This is a genomic window from Rhodococcus pseudokoreensis, assembly GCF_017068395.1.
In the GTDB taxonomy this organism is placed as follows: Bacteria; Actinomycetota; Actinomycetes; order Mycobacteriales; family Mycobacteriaceae; genus Rhodococcus_F; species Rhodococcus_F pseudokoreensis.
The window spans coordinates 5,119,818-5,137,389 of the sequence record NZ_CP070619.1 but is presented as its reverse complement, the minus strand read 5'-3'; the positions used below and the strand labels follow the sequence as shown (position 1 = coordinate 5,137,389).

Annotated in this window: 13 protein-coding genes and 1 pseudogene; 7 read left to right on the top strand and 7 right to left on the bottom strand. The window is 66.9% G+C overall.

Features of this window, described 5'->3' with window-relative positions:
• Positions 1-15 precede the first annotated feature (15 nt).
• Positions 16-783 carry a hypothetical protein gene (locus JWS13_RS28640; RefSeq protein WP_206008788.1) on the top strand — a complete coding sequence of 256 codons (768 nt, stop codon included), beginning with the start codon at positions 16-18 and terminating at the stop codon, positions 781-783.
• A 107-nt stretch (positions 784-890) separates the two neighbouring features.
• On the opposite strand, the gene JWS13_RS28635 is transcribed toward JWS13_RS28640, so the two are convergent.
• From JWS13_RS28635 to hppD, 3 genes are all read right to left on the bottom strand, one after another.
• Entirely contained in the window at positions 891-3,266 is a 2,376-nt protein-coding gene (locus JWS13_RS28635) for an FdhF/YdeP family oxidoreductase (RefSeq protein WP_206008787.1), read from the bottom strand.
• 14 nt (positions 3,267-3,280) lie between these two features.
• Complete coding sequence (locus JWS13_RS28630) at positions 3,281-4,828, bottom strand: FAD-dependent oxidoreductase (protein ID WP_206008786.1); 1,548 nt, start codon at positions 4,826-4,828, stop codon at positions 3,281-3,283.
• Positions 4,829-4,896: 68 nt separating this feature from the next.
• Positions 4,897-6,102, bottom strand: a complete 1,206-nt coding sequence (hppD, locus tag JWS13_RS28625; RefSeq protein WP_206008785.1) for a 4-hydroxyphenylpyruvate dioxygenase — start codon at positions 6,100-6,102, stop codon at positions 4,897-4,899.
• Positions 6,103-6,283: 181 nt separating this feature from the next.
• On the opposite strand from hppD, the gene JWS13_RS28620 reads away from it, so the two are divergent.
• From JWS13_RS28620 to JWS13_RS28605, 4 genes are all read left to right on the top strand, one after another.
• Entirely contained in the window at positions 6,284-6,811 is a 528-nt protein-coding gene (locus JWS13_RS28620) for an Lrp/AsnC family transcriptional regulator (protein ID WP_206008784.1), read from the top strand.
• A gap of 205 nt (positions 6,812-7,016) precedes the next feature.
• Complete coding sequence (locus JWS13_RS28615) at positions 7,017-8,243, top strand: Glu/Leu/Phe/Val dehydrogenase (protein WP_206008783.1); 1,227 nt, start codon at positions 7,017-7,019, stop codon at positions 8,241-8,243.
• 16 nt (positions 8,244-8,259) lie between these two features.
• Positions 8,260-9,684 carry an amino acid permease gene (locus tag JWS13_RS28610; RefSeq protein WP_206008782.1) on the top strand — a complete coding sequence of 475 codons (1,425 nt, stop codon included), beginning with the start codon at positions 8,260-8,262 and terminating at the stop codon, positions 9,682-9,684.
• Positions 9,685-9,821: 137 nt separating this feature from the next.
• The gene (locus JWS13_RS28605) at positions 9,822-10,991 is read left to right on the top strand and encodes an NADH:flavin oxidoreductase (protein ID WP_206008781.1); all 1,170 of its coding nucleotides are present in this window, start codon (positions 9,822-9,824) and stop codon (positions 10,989-10,991) included.
• Between the two features lie 8 nt (positions 10,992-10,999).
• Here JWS13_RS28605 and JWS13_RS28600 read toward each other — a convergent pair.
• From JWS13_RS28600 to JWS13_RS28585, 4 genes and pseudogenes are all read right to left on the bottom strand, one after another.
• Positions 11,000-11,488, bottom strand: a pseudogene (locus tag JWS13_RS28600) (SRPBCC family protein).
• On the bottom strand, positions 11,485-11,817 hold the full coding sequence (locus tag JWS13_RS28595; protein ID WP_206008780.1) for an ArsR/SmtB family transcription factor: 333 nt from the start codon (positions 11,815-11,817) through the stop codon (positions 11,485-11,487). The pseudogene JWS13_RS28600 and the gene JWS13_RS28595 overlap by 4 nt, the downstream one beginning before the upstream one ends.
• Before the next feature lie 331 nt (positions 11,818-12,148).
• On the bottom strand, positions 12,149-13,240 hold the full coding sequence (locus JWS13_RS28590) for a hypothetical protein (RefSeq protein ID WP_206008779.1): 1,092 nt from the start codon (positions 13,238-13,240) through the stop codon (positions 12,149-12,151).
• A 218-nt stretch (positions 13,241-13,458) separates the two neighbouring features.
• A complete protein-coding gene (locus tag JWS13_RS28585; RefSeq protein ID WP_206008778.1) occupies positions 13,459-14,475 on the bottom strand; it encodes a S1C family serine protease in 1,017 nt (338 codons plus the stop codon).
• Between the two features lie 701 nt (positions 14,476-15,176).
• Here JWS13_RS28585 and JWS13_RS28580 point away from each other — a divergent pair.
• Entirely contained in the window at positions 15,177-15,680 is a 504-nt protein-coding gene (locus tag JWS13_RS28580; protein ID WP_206008777.1) for a YflT domain-containing protein, read from the top strand.
• Between the two features lie 3 nt (positions 15,681-15,683).
• Positions 15,684-17,564, top strand: a complete 1,881-nt coding sequence (gene dnaK, locus JWS13_RS28575) for a molecular chaperone DnaK (RefSeq protein ID WP_005571962.1) — start codon at positions 15,684-15,686, stop codon at positions 17,562-17,564.
• The last annotated feature ends 8 nt before the right edge of the window (positions 17,565-17,572 follow it).

The following is a 17,572-nucleotide window of genomic DNA, read 5'->3' as shown; positions in this document are numbered from 1 at the left end:
CTTACGCTGAATGGCATGGCCGCTCTTCGTGCGGAGTGGATCAGAATCTGGCGCAACCCGGCAGACACGCTCGCGACCGTTGTGTTCAATGCCGTCCTGATGATCGGGGCCTGGTTCCTGCTGCCGCGGAGCTGGTTGTTCGAGTGGACCGGGCCGTCGGGTTTCGCGTTGGCGCTGGCCGGCTGGATGTACGCCGACGTCACCGCCACCAACGTGCTGGCGCCGGATCGCGAGCGGGTTCTCGCCGCACTCGACGACCGGGACGCGCTGGGTGCGATGCTCGGCGCGAAGGCGGTGGCGCTGTGGATGCTGATCGCCCCGATCTGCGCGACCATCGCGATCGCGGTGGGTTTCGCCGACCAGGACTGGCTGTTCACCGCGGTCGTGGTGGTTGCGGTGGCGCTGTGCCCGTTCGGTGCGCTCGCCGGGTCGAGCCTGGTCGGGGTGTACTTCCCGTATCACCAGCGGCCGCTGCGGTGGCGATGGGAACAACGTGCCCGGTGGCGCACCGTCGTCGTCCGGTGGATGATCCTGCTGGTGGTGCCGTACGGGGTGTTCCCCGCGTTCTCGGCGGCCATCGCCGTCGTCCCGGTCGTGCTGTGGCACCTCGTGCGTCCGGACGACGTGCACACGCGGATGGGCACCGCGGACTTCGCGTTGTGCGTCGTCCTCGCCGTCGTCATCTCCGCGCTGATGTGGGTGGTGGCACGGCGAATCGCCCTGTCACGCATACAACGCCACGCACCGCTGGCTGCCTACCTGCGTGACCGGGACAGGGGCTGACCCGGATCTCCCGCGTACGTGAGTGGGAATGCGTGCCCGAGCACACTTTGCCACTCACCTGGGCAGGTGAGTGGGAAAGCGTGCCGGGGCATACTTTGCCACTCACGTCAGGAGAGGTGCTCCGGCTGGGGGTGCGACTTGTGGACCTGGTCCGATCCGACCTCGTCCTGACCCGCCCCGGGTGGGCATTCGGCGCTGTACTTGCCTGCATGCTCCAGGGAGACGACGACGGACTTCGAGGTGGGGCAGTTGCTGCCGGTCGCCGTGGAATCGAGCGGCACCAGCGGATTGGTCTCCGGGTAGTAGGCGGCGGCGGAGCCCCGGGGGGTGTCGTATTCGACGATCCGAAAGTCGTGGGCGCAGCGGACGCGGTCGTCGCCGTCCCAGTGGGTGAAGAGGTCGACCATGTCGCCGTCGTCGAACCCGAGGGCCGCGATGTCGTCGTGGTGCAGGAAGATCACGCGGCGCCCGCCCTCGATGCCGCGGTACCGATCGCTGAGCCCGTAGATCGTGGTGTTGAACTGGTCGTGGCTGCGGATCGTCTGCAGGATCACGTGCCGCGGGGGCACCTGCAGCACGTCGATCGGGGACACCGCGAATTCGGCGCGCCCCGAGTGGGTGGGGAACGTCCGGGAGTCGCGCGGCGGGTGCGGAAGGACGAACCCGCCCGGCTTGCGGACGTTCACCTCGTACCCTTCGCATCCGGGCACCACCCGCGAGATGTGCAGGCGGATGTTCGCGTAGTCGTCCCGCATCTTCTTCCACTCGATGCCGTAGCGGTCGCCGATCGTCGCCTCGGCGATGCGCGTGACAATACCCACCTCCGAATCGAGTTGGGGACTTGCGGGTTTCAGCGGACCCCGGGAGGCATGAACCGAGCACACCGAGTCCTCGACGGAAATGAACTGCGGCCCACCGGCCTGGACGTCCTGCTCGGTGCGTCCCCGCGTCGGCAGGATCAGGGCCGTGTCACCGCACACGAGATGCGAGCGGTTGATCTTCGTCGAGACGTGGACCGTCATCCGGGTCTTGCGCAGGGCGGCGGCGGTGACGTCGGTGTCCGGGGCCGCCTGGACGAAGTTGCCGCCCAGCCCGAGGAAGAAGTGGGCCTTGCCGTCGCGCATGGCCCGGATCGAATCGACGGTGTCGTAGCCGTTCTCGCGCGGCGGGTCGAAGTCGAACTCCTTCGCGAGCGCATCCAGGAAATGCCGCGGCGGACGCTCCCAGATCCCCATCGTGCGGTCGCCCTGCACGTTCGAGTGCCCGCGCACCGGCAGCAGCCCGGCGCCGGGTTTCCCGATGTTGCCCTGCGCGAAAGCGATATTGGCGACTTCCTTGACGATCGCCACCGAGTTGTGGTGCTGGGTGAGCCCCATCGCCCAGCAGAACACGGTGGCATCGGAATCCCGCAGCAGCAGGGCCGCGTCGGTGATCTGTTCCCGCGACAGTTCGGTCGTCCGGGTGACGACGTCCCAGTCGAGATCGGTGACGTGCTGCTTCCACAACTCGAACCCGATCGTGTGCCGGTCGATGAATTCGTGGTCGAGGGCGTCCCATTCGACGAGCAGTGATCCGAACGCCTGGAGGAGGGCGAGGTCGCCGTTCAGCGCGATGGGCAGATGCAGGTCGGACAGGTCGGTGCCGGGACCCACCATGCCGCGGGGTGTCTGCGGATTCTTGAAGTTGACGAGCCCCGCCTCGCGCAGCGGATTGATCGACAGGATCTTCGCGCCGTTCTGCTTGGCCTTCTCCAGCGCCGACAGCATCCGCGGATGGTTCGTTCCCGGGTTCTGACCCTGCAGGACAATCAGTTTCGCCTGATACACGTCGTCCATCGTGACGCTGGCCTTGCCGATGCCGATCGACTCCTGCAGCGCGATGCTGGTCGATTCGTGGCACATGTTGGAACAGTCGGGCAGATTGTTCGTCCCGAACGCGCGGACGAACAGCTGGTACGCGAACGCGGCCTCGTTGGACGCCCGGCCGGAGGTGTAGAAGATCGCCTCGTCGGGACTGTCCAGGGCGTTCAGCTGGTCGCCGATCAGCGCGAAGGCCTCGTCCCATTCGATGGGCTCGTAGTGGGTTTCGCCGGGCCGCTTCACCATCGGATGGGTGATCCGGCCCTGCTGCCCCAGCCAGTGCTCGCTGTGGCAGTCGAGTTCGGCGATACTGTGGCGGGCGAAGAATTCGGGGGTCGCCCGGTCCCGCGTCGCCTCCTCCGCCACCGCCTTGGCGCCGTTCTCGCAGAACTCCGCGGCGTGGCGGTGCCCCGGGTCGGGGTCGGGCCACGCGCAACTCATGCAGTCGAAGCCCTCGGCCTGGTTCAGCCGCAGCAACGTCTCGGCGGTGCGGACCACACCCATCTGTTCGAGCGCGCGTTTCATCGACACCGCGACAGCGGTCGGCCCGGCCGCATGATCCTTCGGGTGCCCGACCTCCAGGTCGGCCTCGTCGTAGTCGAGTTCCTCGTCCTTGTGACGCATCGTTCAGCCTTTCGTCACGATCTCCCCACCAGGCAGCCGAGGTAGTCGATGACGTCGTCGGTCGCGGTGGCCGGGGCGGTGAGCGCGACGTAACCGTCGGGGCGCACCACCACCAGCGTGCCACCGTGTGGCCCGTAGGCGCTACGCGCGAAACCGCGGTCGTCGACGACGTCCACGCCGGGGCCGCGGGAATCACCCACCACCACGTATTTCACGTCGTCGGGCGCGTCTTCGGCCAGGGTCTGCAGGGCGTGCCGGGGCCCGCCGTCGAACCCGAGAACCGTGAAGTGCGTCCCGCGGAAGACGTCGAACAGTCGCAGCGGGGTGCCGTCCGGGCTCAGGCACGGCGCGTCGGGTGCGCGGTCACCGGCACGGACGCCCGTCGTCACGTCCCCGTCCCGGGACAGCGAACTCCACGGGTAGCCGAAACCGAGTTGCTGGCCGTCCTCGGTGACCGCGACGCCCAGGCCCTGCGAGTCCTCCTGCCCGAGGCTGGCGGCCACCTTCTGCAGGCCCTCGCTGCTCACCCCGAGCGTCCAGCGGGCGAGCGGAAACCGCTCCTCCTGATACGTGTCGAGGAGCGACGGATCCGCGGACCCGGCCAGGACGAGCGCGAGTTTCCAGCCGAGGTTGTAGGCGTCCTGGATTCCGGTGTTCATCCCGAGCCCGCCGGCGGGTGGATGCACGTGCGCGGCGTCCCCGGCGAGGAACACCCGGCCGTCGCGGAAACGGTCCACCATGCGCACGTTCACATGCCAGGTGGACAGCCACGTCGGCGCGGACAGTCGCACGCCGGGATCGCAGGCGACGTCGTCGAGAACGCGCTGGAAGTAGTCCAGCGACGGCGCGGGCAGGTTCCCCTGCTCGTCGAAGTCCGCGAACGGCACCCCCTGGAACTGCCAGGAGTTGATGCCGCGGAACGGGCACAACGCGACGAATCCCTTCTCGGGGTGCGTCCACTGGTACCAGCGATCGGGGACCAGACCGTCGACGGCCACGTCGCCGAGAAGCATGCCCTCGATGCCGCCCGTTCCCTCGAACGACACTCCGAGCGCCTTGCGCACCGCGCTGCGCCCGCCGTCGCAGCCGACGAGGTAGCGCGCGATGATGGTCCCGCCGCCGGCGAGCCGGACCGTCACCTTGTCGGTGGTCTGCTCGAATCCGACCACCTCGACGCCACGCTCCACGTCGATCCCGAACTCCGAGAGCCGTTCTCGCAGAATCCGCTCGGTCTGCCACTGCGGGATCATCAGCCCGCTGTCGTAGGGCCGATCGGGCGTGGGGCTCAGGTCCGCGTGCGGGTCGCCGTCGCTCACCACCTGTCCGCGGACCGCGACCCGGCTGGGGAGGTGACGGAACCCGGCCGCTTCGACGTCGTCGACGATGCCGAGATCGTCCATCACCTCCTGGCTGCGCGCGGTCAATCCCTTTCCGCGCGAACCCGCGAACGGCTCGGGCGACTTGTCGAGGATCCGCACCTCGACGCCACGCCGCGCCAGTTCCAGAGCGAGCGTGAGACCGGTCGGCCCGGCCCCGGCCACCACTGCCTCGGTAGGGCTCATGGCGTCATCGTATTCTCGACGGCACCGATCCCGCGGGAAAGTCGCCGCACCCGCTCATCGGCTCTCGCTCAGAAGTTTCCGCGGGCGGCTTGTTCGCGTTCGATGGCTTCGAAGAGGGCTTTGAAGTTGCCGATGCCGAAGCCGAGGGAGCCGTGGCGTTCGATGAGTTCGAAGAACACGGTGGGCCGGTCGACGAGGGGTTTGGTGAAGATCTGCAGCAGGTAGCCGTCTTCGTCGCGGTCGACGAGGATGCCGCGTTTCTGCAGTTCCTCGATCGGGGCGCGGACGTTGCCGATCCGGGCCCGCAGTTCGGGGTCCTCGTAGTAGGAGTCGGGGGTGGCCAGGAATTCCACACCCTCGGCGGTGAGCCGGTCCACGGCGGTGAGGATGTCGTTGGTGGCCAAGGCCAGGTGCTGGGCGCCGGGGCCGCCGTAGAAGTCGAGGTATTCGTCGATCTGGGAGCGTTTCTTCGCGACCGCGGGCTCGTTGAGGGGGAACTTGACCCGGTGGTTGCCGTTGGAGACGACCTTCGACATCAGTGCGGAGTAGTCGGTGGCGATGTCCTCGCCGACGAATTCGGCCATGTTGGTGAAGCCCATGACCCGGTTGTAGAAGTCGACCCAGTGGTCCATCCGGCCGAGTTCGACGTTGCCGACGACGTGGTCGAGGGCCTGGAACAGCCGTTTGGGGGCGCCGTCGCGTCGGGTGTGGGTGGAGGTCCGCGGCTGGTAGCCGGGCAGGTAGGGGCCGGTGTAGCGGCTGCGGTCGACGAGGGTGTGGCGGGTGTCGCCGTAGGTGGCGATCGCGGCGAGGCGGACGGTGCCGTGCTCGTCGGTGACCTCGTGCGGTTCGTCGAGGACGGTGGCGCCCTGGGCGCGGGCGTGGGCGATGCACTTGTCGACGTCGGGGACGGCGAGGGCGATGTCGACGACGCCGTCGCCGTGGGTGCGGTGGTGTTCGATCAGCGGGCTCTGCGGGTCGACGGCGCCGTTGATGACGAAGCGGACGGCGCCGGATTCGAGGACGAAGCTGTGGTGGTCGCGGTTGCCGGTGGTCGGTCCGGAGTAGGCGACGAGGGTCATCCCGAATGCGGATTGGAAGTAGTGGGCGGTCTGGGTGGCGTTGCCGACCACCCAGACGACGGCGTCCCAGCCGCTGACCGGGAACGGGTCGCGGGTGCCGTCGTATTCGACGAGCCCGACCAGCTGTTCGAGCTGGCCGAGGTCGAGACCTGCCAGGCGTTCCTTGTCGGTGAGAGTCTGCTCGAGCGTCATCGGTGTCTTCCTGGTTCGGGGACGGGGACTTGGGCCTGTTGCCTGGGTCACTACGAAAACCCACCCTGCTCACGTAGGCAACCGAGCCAGCAGAACCTAGCCGCACTGCCACCTTCGGCGGCCTCCGAGTCACATTTCTTATACAGTCGGACTAGTTGAATTCGCTCGGAGAGGTCTGGCCATGAAGGACGCTGTGCAGTTGGACGAACTCGACTTCGCCCTCCTCGACGCCATGCACGACGACCCGAAGGCCGGCGTGCTGGAACTGTCGCGCCGGCTCAAGGTGGCGCGGGCCACCGTCCAGGCTCGGGTGCGCAAACTGGAGGAGTCGGGCGTGATCGCCGGATACGAGCCGCGCCTCGACATCGCCGCCGCGGGGTTCGACGTGCAGGCGTTCGTCACGCTGGAGACGGCGCAGGGCGCACTCGACTCGGTGACCTCGGAACTCGAATCGATCCCCGGGGTGCTCGAGGCGTTCGCGACCACCGGTTCCGGGGACATCCTGTGCCGTATCGCCGCCGGTTCCCATCTAGGGCTGCAGCAGACCCTGATCGACCTGAACAAGTCGAGCGTCGTCGCACGATCCACCAGCGTGATGGTGCTGTCGGTGATCGTCCCCTACCGGTCGATGCCCCTGCTGCGGACGCTGGACCGACCGCGTTCGGCGAAGGCCCCGGCCTACCGCACGACGCCCGCGGAACCGGATTAGCACCACGATCACCGGCTCTGCTGCACAAACTGAATAGAAAATTCTGGAACTTCTTTCCCGGTGGTGTTCACCGCGGCTACCTGCCGGCCGCCCGGTTGCGGCGCACGAGTGGCGGCCACCACAGTGATCGCCGTAACAGCGCGGGTACCGGCCGGATTCCGACCGGATCGCCCCGAGTCCGGCAGTCGAGAAACCGAGAGAAGCCATGAAGAATCTGCTCACCCGATTCGAAGAGAAGGCCCCCGAGATCGTCTTCGAGTGGCACGACACGGAGACCTCCGCCCGCGGGTGGACGGTGATCAACTCGCTACGCGGCGGCGCTGCCGGCGGCGGCACCCGGATGCGTCGCGGTCTCGATCGGCGCGAGGTGGAATCGCTCGCGAAGACCATGGAGGTCAAGTTCACCGTCTCGGGTCCTGCCATCGGCGGCGCGAAGTCGGGCATCGACTTCGACCCGACCGACCCGCGCAAGGACGAGGTGCTGCGCCGCTGGTTCAAGGCCGTGACCCCGCTGCTCAAGTCGTACTACGGCACCGGCGGCGACCTGAACGTCGACGAGATGGCCGAGGTCGTGCCGATCACCGAGAGCTACGGGCTGTGGCATCCGCAGGAAGGCGTCGTCAACGGGCACTTCGCGGCCAGCGACCGGGAGCGGGTGCAGCGGGTCGGGCAGCTGCGGCTGGGTGTCGCGAAGGTCGTCGAGGATGCGCGGTTCACGCCCGATCCGCAGGCCAAGTACACGGTGTCCGACCTGATCACCGGCTGGGGCGTCGCCGAATCGGTGCGGCACTACTACCGCGTGTACGGCGGAGAACTGGCAGGCAAGCGGGTCATCATGCAGGGCTGGGGCAACGTCGGCGCCGCGGCCGCGTACTACCTGGCGCAGTCGGGTGCCCGGATCGTCGGGATCCTCGACCGCAACGGCGGGCTGTCGAACACCGACGGCTACGACTTCGAACAGATCCGCGCGCTGTTCCTGGCGAAGGAGGGCAACGAACTCCGCGCCCCCGGCATGGTGCCGTTCGAGGAGATCGACGAGACGATCTGGGGTTCCGGCGCCGAGATCTTCCTGCCCTGCGCCGCGTCGCGTCTGGTGACCCGCGAGCAGGTCGACCGGTTGATCGAAGGTGGCCTCGAAGTGGTCGCGAGCGGCGCCAACGTGCCGTTCGCGGACGACGAGATCTTCTACGGCCCCACCTACGAGTACGCCGACAAGAGCGTCGCCGTCGTCCCCGACTTCATCGCCAACTGCGGCATGGCCCGGGCGTTCGCGCTGCTGATGGAGGGCGACGTCGAGGTGTCGGACGAGGCGATCTTCGGTGACGTCTCCGCCACCGTCGCGACGGCGCTCGAGCGCTGCTTCGCCCGTTCTTCGCAGCCGACCGGGATCGCCGGTACCGCGTTCGAGATCGCACTCGATCAGCTCGTCTGACGGCACGGGAGACCCCATGAACACAGTTCACGACCCACCACCCGCGTCCACCACGCGCCTGCAGCAGGCGATGAAACCGCGTCAGCTGGTGATGATGAGTCTGGGCGGTGCGATCGGTGCCGGACTGTTCGTCGGCTCCGGTGCGGGCATCGCCGTCGCTGGGCCCGCCGTCCTCGTCTCGTTCCTCATCGCCGGGTTCCTCGTCGTCCTCGTCATGCGGATGATGGGCGAGATGGTGGCCGCCGACCCCGACAGCGGCGCGTTCTCCGTGCACGCCGAGAAGGCGATGGGCCCGATCGCCGGCCGGACCATCGGCTGGCTCTACTGGGTGCAGGTCGTCATCGTCGTCGCCGCGGAAGCGACCGCGGCGGCGGCGATCACCGCCGCATCCATCCCGGCGGTGCCGCAATGGGTGGCGGCCCTGGCGTACATGAGTGTGCTGACCGCGGTGAACCTGGCGGGCGTCTCCCGGTTCGGTGAGTTCGAATTCTGGTTCGCCGCACTGAAGATCGTGGCGATCGTCGTGTTCCTGGCGGTCGGCTGCGCAATGATCCTCGGCTGGGTCCCGAGTTTCGGCACCCCGGGCCTGTCGAACCTCACCGGCCACGGCGGGTTCGCCCCCACCGGTGTCACCGGCATCGCGGCGGGCCTGCTGATCGTGGTCTTCGCGTTCGGCGGCACCGAGGTGATGGCCATCGCGGCCGCCGAGACGTCGGATCCGCGGCGCAACGTGAGCCGCGCGGTGCGGTCCATCGTGTGGCGGATCCTGGTGTTCTACATCGGTTCCGTCCTGATCATGGTGACGGTGCTGCCGTGGACCGCGGGCGAACTCGCGACGGGTCCGTTCGTCGCCGTCCTCAACGCCGCACACGTGCCGGGCGCCGGCGCCGTCATGACCGTCGTCGTGGTCATCGCGCTGCTGTCGTCGTTGAACGCCATGCTGTTCAGCGGTTCCCGGATGATCTACTCGCTGTCCGAACGCGGCGCCGCCGCGAAGGTGTTCGGCCGGGTGTCGGGCAACGGTGTTCCCCGTGTGGCGGTGCTGGCGTCGGTGGCGTTCGGTTTCGTCACCGTCGTCCTCAACTACCTCGCCCCCGATCGTGTTCTTCCGCTGCTGCTCAATGCGGTGGGCTCGACGATCCTGGTGTTGTGGACGTTCGTCGCCGTCTCGCAGATCGTGCTGCGGCGGCGCGCCGAGAAGTCGGGCCGGACGGATCTGCCGCTGAAGATGTGGGGTTTCCCGTACCTGTCGTACGTCGCCCTCGCGCTGCTGGCCGCGGTCGCGGTGCTCGCCCTGTTCGACGACGCGGCGCGCAACCAGCTGTTCGCGACGCTCACCTTTACGTGCGCGATCACGCTGGCCTGCTGGGTGCTCGGGCGCAGGCAACGCGGCGCGGCCACCGGTGCCGAGCCGGAGAAGACACCCGAGACCGTCGGCTGAGACGTCGCTCCGCGGTCTCACGGACGTCGAGGGGTCGTCCGTGAGGCTGCGGCGGTGTCTCCCGCTGAGCGGACACAATCCGGTCGTCGAACCGCCCCGTGACCTACCGTCGAGCGCACACGACGAAGGGCCGGAGAATGACCACACATCCAGACGTTTTCGCTCCGGCCACGTTGGGCCCCATCACGTTACGCAACCGCATCATCAAATCCGCCACGTTCGAGGGCCGCACGCCCGACGCCCTGGTCACCGACGAACTGATCGAGTTCCACCGCCGGCCCGCGGCCGGCGGCGTCGGGATGTCGACGGTGGCCTATTGCGCCGTCGCCCCCGAGGGCCGCACCGAACGCAGGCAGTTGTGGATGCGTCCGGACGCGGTACCCGGGCTGCGCAGACTCACCGACGCCATCCACGCCGAGGGTGCGGCCGCGTCCGCCCAACTCGGTCACGCCGGACCCGTCGCCAACGAGAAGTCCACCGGACTGCCCGCGCTCGCGCCCTCGCGATCCTTCAATCCGCTGAGTATGCGGATGATCCGCAGCGCCACGGCCGCCGACATCAGCAGGATCACCGCCGCCCACGGCACCGCGGCACGGCTGGCGGTCGAGTCCGGCTTCGACGCGGTCGAGATCCACTTCGGCCACAACTACTTCGCCAGTTCATTTCTCAGTCCGAAACTGAACCGTCGCAAAGATTCCTACGGCGGATCGCTCGAGAACCGGGCCCGGGTGGTGCGCGACGTCGCCCGCACCGTGCGCGACGCCGTCGGCGGCCGGGTCGCGATCCTCGCCAAACTCAACATGGACGACGGCGTCCCCGGCGGCTTCTGGCTCGACGAGGCCATCCAGGTGGCCATGATGCTGGAGCTCGACGGCAGCGTCGACGCCCTCGAACTCACCATGGGCAGTTCACTTCTCAATCCGATGTATTTGTTCAAGGGCGACGCGCCGGTCCGCGAGTTCGCGGACGCCATGCCGCAACCGGTCCGCCTCGGCGTCCAGTTGGCCGGGAAGTCGATGATCCACGCCTACCCCTACCGCGACCTGTTCATGCTCGAGCACGCCCGCCAGATCCGTGCTGCGGTGACGCTGCCGCTCGTCCTGCTCGGCGGGGTCACCGACCGGGCGGGGATGGACACCGCCATGGCGGAGGGCTTCGAATTCGTCGCCATGGCCCGGGCCCTGCTGCGCGAACCCGACCTGGTGAACCGCATCCGGTCCGAATCCGGCACCCGGTCACTGTGCATCCACTGCAACAAATGCATGCCCACCATCTTCAGCGGAGCCCGCTGCGTGCTGGTCGAATAGTCGGCGAACTACCAGCTCGTCTGCGCCAGAACTGCATCCAGTGCCGCGTAGCTTTCATTCATGCCGCTTTCCATGCCGGTCTGCAGCATGCCGTCGCGTTCTTCGGGGGTGTGGAACTGGCTGACGACGGACAGTTTGGTGCGTCCGTCGCCGAGGTCGGTGTAGGTGTTGTTCTCGACGATGACGTGTCCGGGCATGCCGTCCCATTCGAATGTGTACACCAGGCGCTCTTCCGGGGTGATCTCCCGGAACCTGCCCTCGAATCCGTGTGCGTCGCCGTCCGCGTGTTCGACGAAGCGCCAGTGCCCGCCGCGCTCGAATTCCCAGCGTTCGACGTCGAGTTCGTTTCCGCGACCCCACTACTGGGCGAGAAGTTCCGGTCTGGTGAAGGCGGCCCACACGCGGTCGCGTGGGGCGTTGAAGACGCGTTCGACGTGGATTTCCCGGTCCGTCGGCGTCGAGACGGTGGAGGTCGTGGGAGTCTGCGAGGTGCTCATGACGTGCCTTCCGTTCGGTTGAGGAATTCGTCCAGACGGTCCAGGCGCCCTTCGAGCGACAGCTGGTAGTCGCGGATCCAGGCCACCTCGCGTTCGAGGGAATTGGTCCCCAACATGCAGTACCGCACCCGGCCACGTTTCTCGGTCACGACCATCCCCGCGTCTTCGAGTAGCCGCACGTGCTTCTTGATGCCGGTGAGCGTCATCTCGAAGAGTTCGGCGAGGTCGCTGATCGAGCAGGCGCCGTCGCCGAGCCGGCGGAGGATCCCACGCCGTGTGGGGTCTGCCAAAGCGGCGAATGTGGCGTCGAGAACCGAATACTGAACCATACAGTTCAGTGTTGCACGTGTGCGGTGCTCCGTCAACGATTTTCGGTACGGATCGGTAGCGAATCCGGACACCCGCGTACCGCAGAGGTGGACGTCCTACCGACGCCGCCAGTGTCTAATCCGTCGGTGCACGTCCGCGCCGGAGAGAGGCGGGAATGACACCACACCTTTCCTCGAGGCCTGATGAGGTGTTCACCCATGGGCCTGTTGCGCTCACCTGTGTGCCCGCGGTCCGACTCGGACGCGGCGTTCTCACCCAGCGAGGTGCCGTGCTGGAACGGCTGACCACAAGGCTCGCCGGATGCCGGGTTGTACGCTTCGCGGGCCGCGATCATCTCACCTCGTTCGACCGATTCTTGGTCTCCTCGATGCGTTGCCGCTGCCGGACCCCGTATGCCGCCTCCTTGACGGCGGCGTCGTCCTCGAGACCCGACCCGAGGGCCCCACCGACGGTTGCGATGGACGCCAGCAGCCAGGTGAGCGTGAGGTAGTCGGAGAAGTTCACCGCGCGCCCGAGAACGGGGGACAGCAGTTCCGGGGGAAGAGCGAGGCACGTGGTGAACAGGAGCAGGCAGAACAGGGCCACGTGGAGGATGACGACGCCGATGACCAGGGTGGCCACGGTCGCGGTGTTGTACAGCACCGATCGATCGCGTTCCGTCGGCGACTTCGGCCGCTCCCAGAGTTCGTGGTCGAGGATCAGCCAGAGAATCATCGCCACGATCGACAGGATCGTCGCCGCACCCATACGCCATGGACCCATCGTGTCGGCGAACAACCAGATCGTGTCGGTGGCCAGGGCGATCGCACCCGTGGCGAACGCGCCGACGAGGACCTTCGACAGTCCGGTGACCAGTCGCCACGGCCGGTTGGCCCGCACCATTCCCGACAGCAGCCGCAGCCGCCGCAGCCCCGAGGGCGCGAAGTACCGGATACCGTCCTCAATCTGCGCGGACCGGAACCGTCGCGCCGCGCCGGGGGGGATGAGTTCCGGTTCACCGAGGACGCAGGCGATCGCGAGTTCGGTGACGGTGCGGACGCGGCGCTCGATGTAGACGCCGCCCACCCCGGGGACGGAGATGAGCGCGAAGAGGTGGTGGGCGCTGACGTCGGCCACCACCGGCAGGGTGTTCTCGCGGTGTGGTAGATCGGTGAGGTACACGACGATGTCCTCCGCCTCGGAGGACGGATCGACGGTGTCGATGACATCTGCGAAGTCTGCTTGCTCGTCGGGGAGGTACGGTTTTCGGCGCACGCACGTCGTCCACCGGCGCCCGGGGCGATCACGGCTCTGCAGGCGTTGCGGCAGGTACTCCGCGATGCGTTCCGCGAGAGCCGCAGGCGTGCCCGGATCCGCGATGAACAGCACCGAGACCTGCTCACCCGCGGCACTGGATTGCACTCCCTGCAGGTGCTCGTTCACCGCCTTCGCGTACCCGCTCGGTCTGCCCCCAAACTCCAGCCAGTGCGTGCGAGTCCACTACAGCGCCGCCGCGGATCTCCGCCGCCTCTATCCCGTAGACACCATGAGCGGCCGAGGATGCATCGTCGACACGACTACAATCGGCTAGCCAACGCAACGCGCCGGGCCGCAGCACCGATTCCGTCCACGCGCGTTTCGGTCGCGCTTGGAATCGTCGTTCAGCCGGCGGGGCGGTCTGTCACGGTAACCGAGATCTGCTGGGTCTCGCCACCGCGGAGCACGGTCAGTTCGACTCGATCGCCGGGGTCGACGGCACGGATCGCCGCGATGAAGTCCTCCGCCGACTCGGTGTCGTGGCCGTTGACCGCGGTGATGACATCGCCGGGGCGGATACCCGCGGTCGCTGCCGGACCGAGCGGGACGACATCGAGGACGACGACACCGCTGGTGCGGTCGACTGCCAGTTGTTCGCCGATCTGCGGGGTCAGTGTGCCGGGCTGAATGCCGACGTACGCATGCTGGGCGGTTCCGGAGGCCAGCAGCTGGTCCGCGATGTCGACGACGTTCGCCGCGGGGATGGCGAAGCCCAGAGCCACCGCACCCGCCGACGGGGGAATGTAGGCCTGGCTCATCCCCACGACCCGGCCTTGGCCGTCGATCAGCGCACCCCCGGAGTTACCCGGCGAGATCGCGGCGTCGGTCTGGATCAGGTCTACCAGCGGCGCCCCGGTGGAGGCCGACCCGGGGATCCGGCGGTGCAGTCCTGAGATGATGCCCGAGGTGACCGTGGCTTCGAACCCCAGCGGACTGCCCACGACTACGGCGAGCGCGCCGACCTCTGGCAGCGCTGTCTCGAACGTCGCCGCAGTCAGATCCGTGCGGTTCACTTGAAGGACCGCGACGTCGGTCACGCGATCGACGGCCCGCACGTTCGCGGACACCTGTTGCCCGTCCGCGAAGGCCACACTCACCTGCCGGGCACCCTCGATCACGTGGGCGTTGGTGACGATGGCGCCGTCGGTCTTGTAGACGATGCCGCTGCCCACGCCGGACTCGGTGAGCACGGTGACGACCGAGGCCTCCACCTGCCGGACCAGTGCCGGCAGGTCTACGGCGGGCCCGGCTGAGGGCGTCGAGGTGGTGGGAGCCGAGGCGCCGCATCCTGTGAGGAGGAGGGCCACGATCGCGACCAGCGGCACCCAGATCGAGGAACGTACGGTCGACGGAACGCGCATCAGCGACCGGTCCCGTACGACATCGGTCTACTACATGCACCTACTGCGAGTGGGCCCACCCGATCAACATACCCCTGCCTCCTCCCGTGGTCCGCGACTCCCGACCCGCGTCACATACCCAATAGAAATCTACATCGACGATTACAGTGGCGTTTCTCAACTGCGACGGCGACGAGTCGTATATTGTTGTACTACTTTCACTTTCAAACCAGATCCCCCGTTTAGGCCACGTTTAGGCCCGATTCGGTTGCCGTACAGAGAAATCAGAGTTTGTTGACTCCACCGAATGGGCTGATCCAACAGCTGAAAAGTAGATTTCGCCGCTGTTCGATTCTGCGCCAAGTAATTAGAGCCCACCGTCGGGGGCCTGATCCTCTACGTGAGGATGAAGCAGCTGTCTTTTCACGATTCCGGAGACTGTCCTGCTAGGATGGAATCGCCGTCCTACTTTGGACTTACCGGAACCTTGTGACACAACGTGTCGGCTGCGAGAATGCTCTGTATCGGGAGTTTTGTTCGCGCCCGCACCGGACTGGGTGTGGTCGCCACCGACCCCCGGTTTTTTCGTATGCCCACAGGCGGATGAAGATTCTCATTGCGGATGAGCCGTCCGTGAGCTCGACCCGTTGACCGACCGACCGGAGCCGAACCGGTACCCGCGGGCTCGGCGCACCCCACATCATCGACGCCCAGGGGGCGTGATGTCAGAGTCCAGTGGCGGAACCTCCGCCGTAAGTCCACACCAACCTGCACGCCAGGTAATTGCAACGTTCGACAACTACGCCGACGCTGAAAGCGCCGTCGACTATCTCTCCGACCAACATTTCACGGTAGACAATCTGGCCATCGTCGGTCGCGATATCGAGCTGGTCGAGCAGATCGTCGGCCGATTGAACTACGGCTGGGCCGCTCTGCGCGGCGCCGCCGCGGGCGCGCTGACGGGTGCGCTGTTCGGCTGGATCTTCGGGTTACTCGACTGGGTCCAGCCTCTGCTCACGGGCCTCGCGCTCGCCTTCTACGGGTTGGTATTCGGTGCCGTTGTCGGCGCTCTACTCGGCCTGCTCATGTATGCGCTGCAGGGCGGCCGGCGCGACTTCACCTCAATCCAGTCATTACAACCACGTCACTACGAAGTCCTCGCCGATGTCGAGGTCGCGGACGAAGCCGTCCGCTTGCTCACCGGCCGGACCGATCGAAAGGAATGAGTCATGGCGACTGCTGTGGGGATAGACCTGGGCACCACCAACTCGGTCATCGCAAGCTGGCAAGGCGGCGAGCCGGTGGTGATCTCCAACGTCGAGGGAGCGCGGACGACGCCGTCGGTGGTGGCGTTCACCGAGAGCGGCGAGCGCCTGGTGGGTCAGCTTGCCCGACGGCAGGCGATCTTGAATCCGAAGGGCACGATCTATTCGGCGAAACGCTTCATCGGACGTCATTACGACGAGATCTCCGAGGAGGCCAAAGCGGTCAGCTTCGACGTCGTGCCGGGTGACAACGGTGAGGCCCGATTCGACGTGCGGGGAAAGAAGTACGCGCCGGAGGAGATCAGTGCCCTCGTGCTGCGCAAGCTCGTCGACGACGCGAGCAAGTTCCTCGGTGAGAAGGTCAAGGAAGCGGTCATCACCGTTCCGGCCTACTTCAACGACGCGCAGCGCAACGCCACCAAAGACGCCGGCCGGATCGCAGGCCTCGAGGTTCTGCGGATTATCAACGAACCGACCGCTGCGGCACTGGCGTACGGCATGGACAAGCAGACCCACGAAACCGTACTGGTCTTCGACCTCGGCGGCGGCACCTTCGATGTGAGCCTGCTCGATGTCGGCGAGGGAGTGGTCGAGGTTCGTTCCACGGCCGGCGATTCCCACCTCGGCGGCGACGACTTCGACCGACGCCTGGTGGACTACCTCGCCGACGAATTCCAGCGTGCGGAGAATATCGATCTGCGCAAGGATGCGCAGGCGTTGCAGCGCCTCTTCGAGGCCGCGGAGAAAGCCAAGGTCGAGTTGTCCTCGGTCACCCAGGCCCAGGTCAACTTGCCCTTCGTCACCGCAGACGCGAACGGTCCCAAGCACCTCACCACCACGATCATGCGATCGAAGTTCGAGGATCTGACGGCGGATCTGGTGGAACGCTGCCTCGACCCCGTGAAGCAGGCGATGAGTGACGCCAAGGTCACCGCCAACGACATCGACGAGGTGATCCTGGTCGGTGGTTCGACACGTATTCCGGCGGTGCAGGCGCTGGTTCGCCGGCTCACCGGCGGTAAGGACCCCCACATGGGCGTCAACCCGGACGAGGTCGTGGCGCTCGGTGCCGCAGTCCAGGCGGGCGTGCTCAAGGGCGAGGTCTCCGATGTGCTGTTACTCGATGTCACCCCGCTGTCCCTCGGCGTCGAGACGCAGGGCGGGGTGATGACCAAGATCATCGAGCGCAACACGACGATCCCGGCCCGGCGCAGCGAAGTGTTCTCCACGGCGGAAGACAATCAGTCCGCCGTGGACGTCGTGGTGCTGCAGGGCGAACGCGAACGGGCCGCCGACAACCGGGTGCTCGGCCGGTTCCGGCTGGAAGACATCCGTCCCGCGCCACGCGGCGAGGCCCAAGTTGAAGTCACTTTCGATATCGACGCCAACGGCATCCTCAACGTCACCGCCCGCGACAAGGACACCGGCAAGGAGCAGAGCATCACGATCAGTGAGCAGGGCAACCTTGACCAGAGTGAGGTCGAACGCATGCTCGCCGAGGCCGAACAGAATCGGGGTGAGGACGAGGCGCTGCGCAAGGCGGTCGACGCACGCAACGCGCTCGATTCGGTTGCATATCAAGTGGAACGGCGACTCGCCGAACTCGGTGACAGTGCGCCACCGCACGACAAGGCGCGGGCCGAGATGCTGATCGCCGACGCCAGGAAGGCCGTGAAAGACGGTGCTTCACCCGCGGAGGTAGAGCCACTGACCTCGGAGCTCCAGCAGTTGCTCTACGGGCTCGCGCCGGTCCAGGACGGCGGCGACGGACACCAGGCCGGCGGCGCAGACGCTGCGTCGTCGGATGACGACGACGTGATCGACGCCGAATTCGATCGAAGCTGAGGCACACG

Excerpts from the sequence above, each read along its gene's own strand:
- JWS13_RS28640 (WP_206008788.1), top strand. The coding sequence starts at position 16 with ATGGCCGCTCTTCGTGCGGAGTGGATCAGAATCTGGCGCAACCCGGCA.
- JWS13_RS28635 (WP_206008787.1), bottom strand. The coding sequence starts at position 3,266 with ATGCGTCACAAGGACGAGGAACTCGACTACGACGAGGCCGACCTGGAG.
- JWS13_RS28630 (WP_206008786.1), bottom strand. The coding sequence starts at position 4,828 with ATGAGCCCTACCGAGGCAGTGGTGGCCGGGGCCGGGCCGACCGGTCTC.
- hppD (WP_206008785.1), bottom strand. The coding sequence starts at position 6,102 with ATGACGCTCGAGCAGACTCTCACCGACAAGGAACGCCTGGCAGGTCTC.
- JWS13_RS28620 (WP_206008784.1), top strand. The coding sequence starts at position 6,284 with ATGAAGGACGCTGTGCAGTTGGACGAACTCGACTTCGCCCTCCTCGAC.
- JWS13_RS28615 (WP_206008783.1), top strand. The coding sequence starts at position 7,017 with ATGAAGAATCTGCTCACCCGATTCGAAGAGAAGGCCCCCGAGATCGTC.
- JWS13_RS28610 (WP_206008782.1), top strand. The coding sequence starts at position 8,260 with ATGAACACAGTTCACGACCCACCACCCGCGTCCACCACGCGCCTGCAG.
- JWS13_RS28605 (WP_206008781.1), top strand. The coding sequence starts at position 9,822 with ATGACCACACATCCAGACGTTTTCGCTCCGGCCACGTTGGGCCCCATC.
- JWS13_RS28595 (WP_206008780.1), bottom strand. The coding sequence starts at position 11,817 with ATGGTTCAGTATTCGGTTCTCGACGCCACATTCGCCGCTTTGGCAGAC.
- JWS13_RS28585 (WP_206008778.1), bottom strand. The coding sequence starts at position 14,475 with ATGCGCGTTCCGTCGACCGTACGTTCCTCGATCTGGGTGCCGCTGGTC.
- JWS13_RS28580 (WP_206008777.1), top strand. The coding sequence starts at position 15,177 with ATGTCAGAGTCCAGTGGCGGAACCTCCGCCGTAAGTCCACACCAACCT.
- dnaK (WP_005571962.1), top strand. The coding sequence starts at position 15,684 with ATGGCGACTGCTGTGGGGATAGACCTGGGCACCACCAACTCGGTCATC.